Source organism: Mesorhizobium sp. P2_E9 (genome assembly GCF_056403815.1).
Genome location: NZ_JBFUET010000008.1, coordinates 12,617 through 25,724 on the forward strand (window position 1 = coordinate 12,617; position 13,108 = coordinate 25,724).

Annotated in this window: 10 protein-coding genes and 1 pseudogene; 8 read left to right on the top strand and 3 right to left on the bottom strand. The window is 56.8% G+C overall.

What is annotated here, in order from left to right:
• Complete coding sequence (locus AC1D05_RS15070; RefSeq protein ID WP_477441659.1) at positions 1-1,707, top strand: patatin-like phospholipase domain-containing protein; 1,707 nt, start codon at positions 1-3, stop codon at positions 1,705-1,707.
• Positions 1,708-2,590: 883 nt separating this feature from the next.
• Here the strand turns inward: AC1D05_RS15070 and AC1D05_RS15075 are convergent.
• Both AC1D05_RS15075 and AC1D05_RS15080 read right to left on the bottom strand, forming a co-directional pair.
• The gene (locus tag AC1D05_RS15075; protein ID WP_477441661.1) at positions 2,591-3,646 is read right to left on the bottom strand and encodes an IS3 family transposase; all 1,056 of its coding nucleotides are present in this window, start codon (positions 3,644-3,646) and stop codon (positions 2,591-2,593) included.
• Positions 3,613-3,765, bottom strand: a pseudogene (locus tag AC1D05_RS15080) (transposase); the annotation flags it as partial. The pseudogene AC1D05_RS15080 and the gene AC1D05_RS15075, both read right to left, overlap by 34 nt.
• Positions 3,766-3,978: 213 nt before the next feature.
• Here AC1D05_RS15080 and AC1D05_RS15085 point away from each other — a divergent pair.
• From AC1D05_RS15085 to AC1D05_RS15115, 7 genes are read left to right on the top strand one after another with little or no spacing between them, the layout of a single operon-like run.
• Positions 3,979-5,196: a restriction endonuclease gene (locus AC1D05_RS15085; RefSeq protein WP_477441663.1), complete on the top strand. Its 1,218-nt coding sequence runs from the start codon at positions 3,979-3,981 to the stop codon at positions 5,194-5,196.
• 39 nt (positions 5,197-5,235) lie between these two features.
• Positions 5,236-5,661, top strand: a complete 426-nt coding sequence (locus tag AC1D05_RS15090; protein WP_477441665.1) for a very short patch repair endonuclease — start codon at positions 5,236-5,238, stop codon at positions 5,659-5,661.
• Positions 5,645-6,808, top strand: a complete 1,164-nt coding sequence (locus AC1D05_RS15095; RefSeq protein ID WP_477441667.1) for a DNA cytosine methyltransferase — start codon at positions 5,645-5,647, stop codon at positions 6,806-6,808. The genes AC1D05_RS15090 and AC1D05_RS15095 overlap by 17 nt, the downstream gene beginning before the upstream one ends.
• On the top strand, positions 6,805-7,491 hold the full coding sequence (locus AC1D05_RS15100) for an Eco29kI family restriction endonuclease (RefSeq protein WP_477441669.1): 687 nt from the start codon (positions 6,805-6,807) through the stop codon (positions 7,489-7,491). Before AC1D05_RS15095 ends, AC1D05_RS15100 begins: the two co-directional genes overlap by 4 nt.
• 9 nt (positions 7,492-7,500) lie before the next feature.
• Entirely contained in the window at positions 7,501-8,814 is a 1,314-nt protein-coding gene (locus tag AC1D05_RS15105; RefSeq protein WP_477441670.1) for an SIR2 family protein, read from the top strand.
• A complete protein-coding gene (locus AC1D05_RS15110) occupies positions 8,811-9,350 on the top strand; it encodes a hypothetical protein (protein ID WP_477441672.1) in 540 nt (179 codons plus the stop codon). Before AC1D05_RS15105 ends, AC1D05_RS15110 begins: the two co-directional genes overlap by 4 nt.
• Entirely contained in the window at positions 9,347-11,389 is a 2,043-nt protein-coding gene (locus AC1D05_RS15115) for an AAA family ATPase (protein ID WP_477441674.1), read from the top strand. Before AC1D05_RS15110 ends, AC1D05_RS15115 begins: the two co-directional genes overlap by 4 nt.
• Before the next feature lie 561 nt (positions 11,390-11,950).
• Here the strand turns inward: AC1D05_RS15115 and AC1D05_RS15120 are convergent.
• The gene (locus tag AC1D05_RS15120; RefSeq protein WP_477441676.1) at positions 11,951-13,060 is read right to left on the bottom strand and encodes a hypothetical protein; all 1,110 of its coding nucleotides are present in this window, start codon (positions 13,058-13,060) and stop codon (positions 11,951-11,953) included.
• Between the last annotated feature and the right edge of the window lie 48 nt (positions 13,061-13,108).

The following is a 13,108-nucleotide window of genomic DNA, read 5'->3' on the forward strand; positions in this document are numbered from 1 at the left end:
ATGAGCGCGCCTGAAAGGAGCTGCGACCTCGTCTTGAAAGGCGGGATCACCAGCGGGGTGGTTTATCCGAAGGCCGTCGTGAAACTCTCGCACAAGTACCGCTTCCGTAGTATCGGGGGCACGTCGGCCGGTGCCATTGCCGCCGTCGTTACGGCTGCGGCCGAATACGGACGCGCGAACGGCGGATTTGAAAAGATCGAGGCGCTTCCAAAGCAGTTGTCGGCGACGCTCCTGGAGAAATTCCAACCTCGCCAAGAGCTTCGTCCGGTCTTCAATCTGATGCTGGCGGCGATGTCGAAAAGCATCGCGGGCACGGTCTTCGCGCTTTTTAAGGGCTACCCGGTGCCAGCGCTTTTGGGTGCCGTCCCTGCGATCATTGTCGCCATCATGATCCCGTTCACCTGGCATTCCGTGCTAGCGGCGCTGCTCGTTCTCTTGCTGTTCGTGTTCCTGCTCGTTCTCCTGCCGGCCGCCACGGCCGCTTTTGTCGCCGCCCGCGATGTCGCTCACAGGCTCCCGGAGGCCAATTACGGCCTCTGCAACGGAATGACCCAACCCTACATGCCGGCCGGCCATCCCGCCCTGACCGAGTGGCTCGCCGACACGATCGATCTCGTCGCCGGGCGTTCGGCCACCGGCGCACCGCTTGGGGTCAAGGATCTTCAATCCCGCGAGATCAAGGTGCAGACGGTGACCACCGACATCACATCGCACCGCCCCTACGTGCTGCCGATGGAGAATAACCTTCACCACTTTTCCGAGCGGGAGTTCCGGTCGCTTTTTCCGGCTCGCGTCGTCGACGCGATGCTGACGACGCCAAAGGAGGGATCAAGCGACCTCTATCCGTTCAAGATCGATAATCTTCCGCTCGTGGTTCTCGCACGAATGAGCCTCAGCTTCCCGGCGCTGATCTCTGCGGTGCCGCTCTACAGAATCGACTATACGCTGGTCGGCGTTCCCGAACAGGACAGATTGGTGCGTTGCCTGTTCTCCGATGGTGGACTGTCGTCGAATTTTCCGGTGCATTTCTTCGACCGCTTCCTGCCGTCGCGTCCGACCTTCGGCATCTCACTCGGGGAATATGACCATCGGCGGGAGAAGCCGGAAAACACCGAAGAAACCCGGGTATTCCTCCCGACAAAAGCGGGACAGGGACAACTCCTTCCAACCCGAGGATTTTCCGGATTGATCGCCTTCGTGTTCGCCCTCTTTGACAGCGCCAAGGATTGGCAGGATTCGCTCCAGTCCATCCTCGCCGGCTATCGCGAACGGATCGCGACGGTCAACCTCAAGCCTGAGGAAGGCGGCCTCAATCTGGACATGCCGCCGGAACGCATCGACCGGCTTACCGGCTTCGGCGAACGTGCCGGCGACCTGATCAACAGCGATTTCGAACTCAACGAACACAAGTGGCGCCGCTATCTGGTCGAAGTCCGCGCGCTTGACGAGATGCTGCGGCAATTTGCGGACGCCTACGCTGAAGCACCCGAACCGGGCTCGCTTGGATACGGAGAGATCGCAACCGACTACGAACCGTCATCCTACAAAGATCTCAAACCAGGCGAGCGACAGACCTTGCGAGAACGTGCCGAGGCCATCGCCGCGCTCGGGAAAGCGTTCCAGGCGCTACAATCGCTCGATAGTTTCGATGAACGCATGCCGAAGAGCCGCAGCCAGATCCGCTCTGTTGCCAGGATGGATTACTGACCGCGACGACTGCAACTGAACCGCCACGGCTTTTGATCGACAAAGGTCGAGACGTCGCGGTTGCCGATTCATCTAACCTCGTCTCTGTCTCTACATAGGCTACCGGGAGCTATTGGGCCGCCGAACTTCGCATGCAATCGCCGAGGCCGGCTTTGCCGACCAGAGCGGTTTGACCGGGTGCCAAAGTGGTGAAGGGTATAGTACGTCCGCGCGTGAAGCCAACGACGAGCCTATCGCTGGGCGTCAGTCGAATTGCTGAGAGGCTGCATGCGAGTGAAATCCAATGACGCCAGCGTTGGAATCATTGAACAATTTCGACCACAGGCGCTACCGCATAACTGATATTGTCTCGCTATCTCAGATACTTAACGTGATGTTGGTAGCGGGAGACCGCTACGTCGTAAGACCCACTATTGAGGAGACGTTCTTTTGCTATCATCGACATGCGCCGTGACAGCAAGTCGGAGCCGTTGTCCGTCTACGCCAGCACCAACAATGCCACCAACCGGCAGGCCGACGAGGAACACGCCCAGGGCGCCAACCATCCTCGCTGGATATGAGGCGAAACGCTCCCTTCGCTACATATCTGTCTGGTGAGGCGAGCGAACCTCTTGTGAATGACCATCGATATTAACGACGAAGTGCCTGCACATGGGGTCGGTTCCGATAGCCCTACGGGGCCGAGTGGCACTGGACCATTCATATTGCCGGACTTCGCGCAGTGGCCGGTGAAGCTTTAAATCCGGCAGGCGTTGGCCCTTACTCTCTGGAAGGGCGTTCCTCCCCCTCTTCAAGGCCCCACCCAGACCACCGTCATCGCCGTTGGATCGCGACCAAGAGCGTATGCCGCCTGACCTGCCACTGAACTGTCATCCAGCTGCGATTAGAGCCTCGACCGTTTTGTTACGCCTTGTGGCGCGGGTTGAGCAACCGGCGGAGGCGCGGAGCCTTCCATCAGCACAGCGTCGGAGCCGGTTGCGGTGATGACCTCGGCATAGGCTGCCGGGGTCTGGTAGCCGAGCGAGGAATGTGGCCTGGCGGTGTTGAAGTCCTCCCTCCATTCGGCGATGGCGCTTCGGGCGTGGTCGAGACCGAAGAACAGGCTCTCGTTCAACAGCTCGTCGCGCATCCGGCCGTTGAAACTCTCGACGTAACCGTTCTGCATCGGCTTGCCCGGCGCGATGTAGTGCCATTCGATCCTGCAATCCTTCGACCAGGCGAGGATGGCGTTCGAGGTAAACTCGGTGCCGTGGTCGGAGACGATCATGCCCGGCTTGCCGCGGTGGGTGATCAGTTCCGTCAGTTCACGGGCAACCCGACGGCCGGAGATCGAGGTGTCCGGGATCGCGGCCAGGCATTCGCGCGTCACGTCGTCGACGATGTTGAGCACGCGGAACCTCCGGCCGCAGGCGAACTGGTCATGCACGAAATCCAGCGACCAGCGCGCGTTCGGCTTTGCCTCGACCAGGATTGGCGCCCGCGTGCCGACCGCTCGCCGCCTTGCCCGGCGCTTGCGCACCGTCAGGCCTTCCTCGCGGTAGAGACGATAGATGCGGTTGACCCCAGATGCCTCGCCCTCGCGCCTGAGCAGGATGAACAGCCGCCTGTAGCCAAAGCGTCGGCGCTCGTTGGCGAGGTCGCGCAACCTGCCACGCAGCTCCGTCTCGGGCGGACGCCGGGACTGGTAGCGGATCATCTTGCGATCGGCGCCGACGAAGGAACAGGCCCGACGCTCCGACAAGCCCATGACGGCCTGCAGATGCGCGACGGCTTCGCGCTTAACGGCGGGCCCTACCATTTTTTTGACAGAAGCTCGCGCAGCGCCGAGGCTTCCAGCATCTGATCGGCGAGCAGCTTCTTCAGCTTGGCGTTCTCGTCTTCCAGCGCCTTCAGCCGCTTGGCGTCGGACACGTCCATCCCGCCATACTTCGCCTTCCAATTATACAGCGTCGCCTCCGAGACCCCGTGCTTGCGAGCCAAATCGCCCGCCTTCGCTCCCGCCTCGTGCTCGCGCAGAACCGCAATGATCTGCTCTTCCGTGAACCGCTTTCTCTTCATCAGTCCGTCCTTCGATCAAGGGCCGGACTCTAATCTCAGATGGAGGAAATTCTCAGTGGCAGGTCACGCCCTTGGAACCTCGCACCAGGCTTTCGCGCATGGAGACGACTAGGGGGCGTTCCTGCCCCTTACCCTGACCAACCGTCCGCCGGTTGGATGCCGCCAGCATCTCGCTGCTGGATGCGCTTCTAGGCCAGAGTTACATCAGCTCTCATGGTCGTGTATTCTGTGGTCATGCCATCGGATTCTCTTTTTCCCGACAATGTATTAAACGCCCGTATCGCCGCACTTGAGAGCGCCATACAGAAATGGGCTACCGCGAAGGATCTCTGGTTCGATTGCGGTTTCTCAACATACTCACGGCATGTCGATGCTGAACCGCAAACTCCGCCGGTCGTCTCGATGTTTTGGTTCGAAGGCCCGCTGCACGGCATCTTTAACGGCTTCTACGAGGATGACGGAAGCTACGAAGAATTTGCGGAGTTGGTGACCAAGCAAGGGTTCGACTTTGAGCAGCGCGATGGCACAACAATAGAATTCTACGCATCGGATGAGGCGCTCTCTCAGTCGTTCCAGTCCCATTTCAATTGGCAGTGGATATGCAGCTTGATCCAGTCAGACTGCGCCGACGTATATGAAGAGCTTTACAGTCACTTTGCGAAGAAGCCTCATGACCTCAGCCGCTTGCCATGGCGCGATTTCGAAATTCTCTTATTTCGCATATTTCAGAATCATGGCTTTACTGCGGAACTTGGGCCGGGACGTGGTGACGGGGGCATAGACATTAGACTGCTGCAGCGTGACCCGATCGGTGACATGCTCACGCTCGTACAAGCGAAACGATATGCGCCACGGCGGAAGATCAAGCTTGAAGCCGTTGCCGCATTGCACGGCGTCGCTACCGTGGAGAAAGCGGACCGAAGCATCTTCGTTACGACTTCAAACTACGAGCCGGTGGCAAAACGCTTCGCAGAGCGAACATCGGGAACCCTGCAATTAAAGACATCGACCGACGTCGCGGAGTGGTGTGCGGCGGCGGCTGCCATCACAATCAAAGACAAGTCTTCCCTCGTTTCCGCGAACAGCGTCCAAGCCCTTGTCCGCAGCCTCAAAGATAAGGTCGATCCGAGGATCGTTGGTGCCAGTGGTGGGTACAACATGGTCGTGAACGAATTCGCGCTTATCATCAAAGAAACCAAACACGCAGCTCTCCTGATGCGCTTGCCATCAAAAGTCGTTACCGACGATGGCTATGGGCAGCGCGGCACCGAGATTCCGCTTCTCGACGAGACGAGCCTGAAAATGCATGCACCAGATACCGTTTGGCGTGCGAAGCGAGCTATGCACGACGGGCGGGTATCTTATTGGGACGGAAGGCGTTTGTTCTATCCATGGAACGGAAGACCGGCTTTGTTTGACTATGTCGATTAGAGACCAAGCCTACAGATCGAGGGCTGCTGCGGTGACCCCATGACCGATACACTAACTACGTCGGCGCGTTCGGAACGCATGTCCCTGATCAAAGGGAAAGATACCGGCCCGGAACTGGTGGTGCGCCGTATGGTCCACCAGATGGGGTATCGTTATCGCCTTCATCAAAAGCATCTGCCTGGACGGCCGGATCTCGTTTTCTCCTCGCGACGAAAGTTGATTTTCGTGCATGGATGCTTCTGGCATCGTCACTACGATTCGGCCTGCAAACTTGCGAGACTTCCCAAATCGCGCGAAGAGTTTTGGATGCCCAAGCTTGAGGCCAACGCGCAAAGGGATCGAAAGAATCAGGACGAGCTTCGGGCCCTGAACTGGAAATTCCTCGTGATATGGGAATGCGAACTTAAAGGTCACGCTTCCCTGAAGTCTAAAATCGAGTCATTCTTGCATGATGAAATCAATTGAACTTTTCGCGGGTGCTGGTGGTCTTGGAATTGGTCTGCATGAGGCCGGATTTCGGCCGGTAAATGTGATCGAATGGGATTCTTATTGCTGCGATACCATTCGAGAAAACAAAGGTCGCGGCATTCACGCGGTAAAGAATTGGAAAGTTACGCAGGGCGACGTTCGCGCGGTGGACTTCAAGCCATACGAGGGGAAGGTTCGTCTTGTATCTGGTGGCCCCCCCTGCCAGCCGTTTTCTCTTGGAGGGAAGCACGGCGCCTACGATGACGCTCGCGACATGTTTCCTCAGGCAATTAGGGCCGTTCGCGAGAGCAGGCCGCAAGCCTTCGTGTTCGAGAACGTGAAGGGCCTGACGCGGGCCGCCTTCCGAAATTATTTTGAGTACATTCGGCTTCAGTTGGAACACCCCGAGATCAAATCTCGCCGCGGCGAAGAATGGGGCGATCACCTAGCACGCATGGAGCAGCACCATACGAGCGGGAGCCGGGCAGGTTTGAATTATCGCGTCGTGACGCAGATCGTGAATGCGGCCGATTATGGAGTGCCACAGAAGCGAGAGCGTGTTTTCTTCGTGGGGTTTAGAGAAGATCTGGGCGTGAGCTGGCACTTCCCGCTGCCGACGCATTCCAAGGAAGCTTTATTGTTGGATCAGGAGCAGGGCGATTATTGGGACCGACATAAGGTCGCCTGGAGGGATCGCCCGGTCAACGCTGGCCGTAGCAGGAGCTATGACCCCGAAGAGCGAGGACAATTACAGCCGTGGCGCACTACTCGCGATGCCCTGGTTGGTTTGCCTGACCCCGAATTCGATGTGCGGGGTAGCGAGAAATTCTTGAACCATCGCTTGCAAGCTGGTGCTCGATCATACAAGGGCCACACCGGGAGCGCGTTGGACGAGCCCGCCAAGACACTCAAAGCGGGAGTGCACGGCGTTCCGGGCGGCGAAAATATGCTTGTGCGCCCGAACGGGTCGGTAAGATATTTCACGGTTCGGGAAAGTGCGCGCCTACAAACTTTTCCAGACAACTTCCTGTTTCACGGGTCGTGGTCGGAGACAATGCGCCAGCTAGGAAACGCCGTTCCTGTTGCTCTCGCGCGGGTGGTCGGTGAAGGCGTCGCCAGCCATTTGCCGAGGACCGCAGCGTGACAGGAAGCCCCTACAACCCTCTAGATAAGATCAATTTGGCGCGAAGCATCGAGTTCGAGCTTTTGGGCCGCCCTCCAGTACCGTTTTCCGAGCTAACGGACGTAAAGGGTGCCGGGGTTTATGTGATCTATTATGTGGGAAGCTTTCCTGCCTATGTCCCGGTGACGGACGGCAACAAGAATGGGGAGTTCAAGCAGCCCATATATGTAGGAAAGGCCATTCCCAAAGGTGGGCGCAAAGGCGGCGTGACCGCAGACGCCTCAAAAGGAAAGGCATTAGCCGAGCGCCTCGCACAGCATGCGTCGTCGATTGATCAGGCGACGAATATCGACCTCTCCGACTTCCTCGTTCGTTATCTGGTAGTCGATGACATCTGGATTCCGCTCGGTGAAAATATGCTAATTGACACCTTCAAGCCGGTGTGGAACCGGGCATTGGATGGTTTCGGGAATAAAGATCCGGGCAAGCGCCGCGCAACTCAGTTCAGATCGCCATGGGACGTTCTTCATCCAGGCAGGGCTTTCACGATCAAATTAGCAGAAAGCCCCATGACCCCCGAATTTCTGACGACACGGGTTGAAGACTATTTTGCTGGGCGGCCGTTGGCCAAGCTGCCGAAGGTCATCGAAGAGCAGGTCGAAGCGGAAAAAGCCGAAGCCGAGGAAAGTGCTGATGATGTGTAGCGATCGGGGATGATACTGGACGGGGCACTATTAACCAAGCTATTGGGCGCAATCGAGACAGATAGGCTCGTATTTTTGTGTGGCGCTGGCCTGTCGATGTCAGACCCGAGCAAGCTCCCAAGCGCGGCAAAGGTCGCCGAAATATGCTACGATAAGTGGGTGCCCAACGAAGCGCTTGCCGCTGACTTGCGATGGGATATTGATCGTCTGGCGGAGCATTTTCACGCACGCGGCGATTTCAAGCCGCTGTTCATTCCGCTCGTTCCTTGGAATGAGCTTACGGGCGTTCCAAATAGAGGCCATGCGGCAATAGCAGACATGCTTGTCAGCCGTGCGGCCCATGGTGCCCTCTCGGCGAACTTCGATTGCATGATTGAGCGATGGGCGGGTGAGCATAAAATCTCGATGCAAGGTGCACTCACGGGACAAGAAGCTGTTACGTTCGGTTCCGTGTCGAGTCCGCTCTTAAAGTTTCACGGGTGCATGGATCGCGGACGTGAGGATACGTTGTGGACGCAGGGCCAGCTAGCCGAAGCTGACGTCCAGGCTCGAATTGCCAGTTGCTCACAATGGATGACCCTCAATCTTCCAGGGCGCCACCTTGTTGTTGTGGGATTCTGGACGGATTGGGGCTACCTAAATGACGTGTTAGCAAATGCACTAACCATCGCGAATGCGCTGTCGGTTACCGTTATCAATCCCGAGCCATCCGCTGACTTGATGAGAAAGGCCTCGTTGCTATGGGAGAGGCTCAACTCTCTGAGTGCGAGTTTTTCCCATGTCCAGGCGTCCGGCGATCAAGCCTTGGATGAGTTGCGCAACGCATACTCAAAGAGCTGGGCTAGGAAATTCTTCGCCTTGGGTAATCCAATGGCTAACGCCGCAGGGATCACGAGCGCACTGTCGCCCGATGCGTTGACGACGGATGATTTGTACCGGTTGCGACAGGACGTGGAAGGAAAACCATACTCGCGGGCCGCCACCGCGAAATCGCCGCCAACCGATGCAGCGGCAGCCGCATACTCACATATCGAACTTAGCGCGGCGGGCGCTACTCAGTCGGGTGCCTGGCTTCATGTGAAGGGCCGGTCGATACGGGTAGTGAATGGCGCGGGAAAAGGTCTGAACGATGTCCGCCAAGCCCATGTTGAACCGCTGACGACGCCTCAGGCAGACATCGTTCTATGTGCTGGCGCGATCGACCTTGGCGTTCCCTCTAGGCTAATTGCAACAGGAATAGGCGCAAGCATTGTAAGCCCCGCCCCAGGGGGGCACGCTAAATGGCTGACCCATGACCAGGCTAAAGTGGACTTGGGACTATGATTGATCTTCTCTCGACATGCCAAGTACTGCTGAAAGAGGCCAACTTCACTACTAGGCTTTCGAGTTTAGGCCGGTCTTCCGTCGTGTGCTTCGAGGACGGCGCCCTGATGGGTTTCTGCTGTACGTTCGCCACCCCTGATGAACTCTTGGCTAAGTGGAAAACCACTGAACAAGAAATTCTCGTTCGCTTCGCGCCCAACTTCCGATCCGCTGGAGACAAAGCTTGGAACGTCTACTGCGTATTTTTATGCGACGCGACGCCCACCGACGAACAAAAGCGGGTGATTGGGTGGATTGAAGAGGATCTTGAACGCACTCGAAAAATCGCGGCATGCGGGATCGCGAGTCGCGAGGATGTTACTCGCGCACTTTTGCCGATCCTTCCAATTCAATATCAAGCCGTTCTGCTGGATACCGAAGTGACGGAACGCCTCAAAAAGAGGATCGCCGACATATCTCCGAACGCAGCGAGCATTGCGCTGGACCCCTCTATTCCCGTTGCGGAAGTGGCGCGTCGTTTAGGAGAACGGTCGTGAAGATCGATTTCGTCGAGCTGTCGGGATTCCGTGGCTTCAAGGATGCCACCCGTTTTACCTTCCCAGCCGGTTTTGTGGTGCTTACCGGACGGAACGGAGCAGGAAAAAGCACGGTGCTTGATGCGATCGACTTCGCACTGACAGGCACAATCGACAAGTTCCCAGTTACGAACGCCAAAAAGGGTGGCCTTGAAAGCCATATATGGTGGGCGGGAAGTGGCGGCATCACTCAGCAATATGTGACCGTCGGCTTCGTGGACGAAAATGGCGAGAAGTTAGTTGTCACTCGGGGCCGCGACAGGCAGCTTGAGCCTGACATTGAGACCCTGGGGCAGCGCCTCTGTTTTGGTCCTCGCGCCAGCAATTGGCCTAGGACCCTCATTCAAACGTCACTCATCCGCGACGAAACGTTGGCCGGGTTGAGCATGGACCTGCCTGAGCAAGCTCGGTTCGAAGCCGTTCGTGCAGCGATAGGGGGCCTTGCTGGCCCGGACTATTCAAATCGAACATCGTCACTTGTGGACGCCACGAAGGCAGCCCAGACCGATCAAGCAAACCGAATAACGCAGCTCCAAGCTGAACTAGGCCGCGCACTCACGGCATTGACTGAAGCCCGCAGTATTGCGGAACGACAGACCGACGTTTCCGAAGCCGAAGCGATCATCAATAGACTTGAACCTTCCGTTGGAACTGGACCAGGTGCGGCGGAACAGTTGAGGCGGAATATAGCGGAACGTAGGCAGTCCATTCAAGCCCTTACGGCTTTGATTCGTCGCGCTGAACAATTAGTAACTGAACTTGAGTTCATCAATTCAGAAGCAAGCCAAGCTAATATTGTCAAAGCGAACGAGATGATCGCGAGTTTGACGAATGAAAGCATTTCGGCCAGAGAGCAACTAGCTACGGCGGAGGCGGCGGACGCTGCCGAAAAGGAGGCTGATTCCTTTGCGACGCATATGGTGGCGATCTTAAATCATGGGGAAGAAATCGGGCTAGTGGGTGGGCACTGTCCCCTTTGCGATGCCGCTCGTACGGACAGTGAGTTTTCTGCTGCCATCAATGCTGCTCGAACCCGTCTGAGCGTTCGCGGAGAGGTGGCAACGCGGTCAGCAGCGAGGGTTTCGCAAGCCAAAAACAAGAGTAAAGAAGTTGAAGTTGCCTTAGCAAACGCACAACAGGTGCTCGCCAATCTTGAGTCGCGCGGAAAGACCCTAGCTTCAGAATTAGCGCGGATCATAGCAGAGTGCCGAACTCTCGGCCTCAATGCAGAGCCATCAGAGTTGGATAGAGCAATTCAAACGCTCCTGCAGCGAAGCGAAGAGACCGCCGAGATCGAACGTGCATTGTTTATTCTTGAAACATCAGGTGCCCACGATCGAGTAGTCGCTTTGGACACGCGTATTCAGCAACTACGTTCAAACCTCGACAAAGAAAACATACTTATGACGAGTGCGGATAAAGCGCTCGAAGCGGCGAAGCAAATCGACAACGCTGCAAAAACCGTCGCGAACCAAGTGCTGACCGAGCAGTTCGATACGGTGATGCCGCTCTTAAAAGAATTGTATCAGCGCCTTCGTCCCCATGCCAGTTGGCGCGATATTGAGACTGATTTCGGAGGAAAAATCCGAGCTTCACTTAACTTCACGGTAGGAGACGGAAAGAACCCGCAATTCTTGTTCAGCAGCGGCCAGAGACGAGCGGCTGGTTTGGCATTTCTCCTTGCGATCCATCTTTCCCGGCCGTGGGCCAATCTTCAAACCCTTCTTCTTGATGATCCTGTTCAGCACATCGACGATTATCGCGCGCTCAATCTTGTCGAGGTGCTATCCTCAATTCGGCGGTTGCGTAGACAGGTGATAGTCGCGGTCGAAGACCCGGCGCTGGCCGACCTTCTGTGCAGAAGGCTTCGCAGCGTACCCAACGAAACTGGTCGCAGGTTTGATCTTTCGACGAACTCAAACGGCTCTGCATCGATCGAGAGGCAGACGGATATTCTCCCACTGCCAGATGAGGTTCTACAGCTCTCTCGGGCCTCTTAGCCGTAATATCATTATATCGTTCATGCTTCGTCATACTTGAGGCCAAATGCTGCTCTGGCTACGCCGGACGGGCTCTACGGCTACCGCCACCGAACCGCAAAAGTACGTTTCCAGCAGGTGACGATCCCTAGCGGAAAATGGCACTCCTCGTCGGGGGCCGTCGGTCGCGTGTCCCGCCTTGGGCGGCGCTATGCTGACACTCCTGCGGCTGCCCTTTTAACCGATCTTGTCGCTGCAGTCAGTGCCGCGTCCCGGCCCTTTGGCCGGCGCAAGTGCTGACGCTCCTTAGGCTGCCTTTCTTCTGTGTGCGGGCCACCGAATGGAACGAAGACTTTGGGGCCATCCCCTTGCCCACAGGGCGGATCGTCAGCGCGGGTCGAGTTCCCTGTCCATCGTCCTGCCATGTGCTGCCGACGAAAGCTGCTTCACGCTCACACCCTTCCTCCGCCGCCTAAGGACAGCGGTCGGAGTGGTTATTGACGAGGAATATACGAGGCGGCTCGCACTTAAACGACTGGGGGGCTGCAATCCGCTGTCGACCATAAAAAAGAGGCGGCGGTGCTAGCGGCCAGAAGTCTTGATGTCCCACTTCAGCAGGTTGCGAGGGTCGATATGTTTACCTTTCTGCGGCAGCGGCGCCTTTGATAAACCAACATGGACGTGGTCGGAACGGCCACCGTCTGTAAACCATGTGCCACAATTCTCTTTCGTGAGGGAATTTCCGGAGCAACCGCTTACGGCAGCCTGATCGCCTAGATTTATAATGGTATTAACCGGCCACAGGGAGTCCCAGCAATGAGCATAGAATAAGCAGCGCGCTTCTCCCTCCCACATAAAGCTGAAGCATGCGGCCATTCCGCCGTCATCACCAACCCATCGATAAGAGAAGAGGGCCGGGCCAACTGGAGCTATTAGTTTGGTGCCTCCTGGACAGGCTATATCCCACCCTTTGTGGGTCCTGTGAGGACCATCCACCTTTGTTCTGAATTCACTGTTTTTGGGATGCCATCCAGAGAGCAAGTACCACCCGCGCCATTGAGGAAATGCATCGTCCCCGCCAGCTTCGGCAAATGGCGACGTACTAAACCCTTTACCCTCCGGGAGCTTGTCCAGTCCAAAAAGCTCATCGCTTCCGAATTCGGGCTCGTCAGGCTCCTGTTTTGGTGAAGCATCAGTCACAACGACAGCGAACGTGGGTTTGGCATGGTTGGGTCGCCATAGGCGCACCCCTAGAGTTGTCGCTTCCGAGTTGTTGTAATACGACGAGTCCCCGACCGAAAACGCGATGCGTACTGCCTTTTTGGGCACCCGCACAATAGTGTCTACCATTGTGCTGCTATAAGAAACTGCAAAGTCGTCTGGAGTTTCGGTTGGGCTATATGGTGGATGATCCATTGCCGCGTTTACGAAGGGGTTGTGTAGGGCGCCCTTGGCAGGAGGGATATATTCGCCCTGCTCACCAAAAAACACCGCACCCATACGCAATTCAGCAGCCAGATTGTCGGCCGCCTTGAAAGCTCCTTCCGCGCGAATAGCAAGGAAGTCGCCGGGACCGACACCGATATCTGTCAGAACCACACTTGTCGCTGGCAAAGCACCCAGTTTTCTGTCTTCAGGGCTCAGGGGTGTGTAGCAACCCTTGGCCAATACCGGTACATAGATTCCAACCATCGCTAACCTCTCTCTCGTGATGCGGCAGACAAGTTAGATCGCTATTCA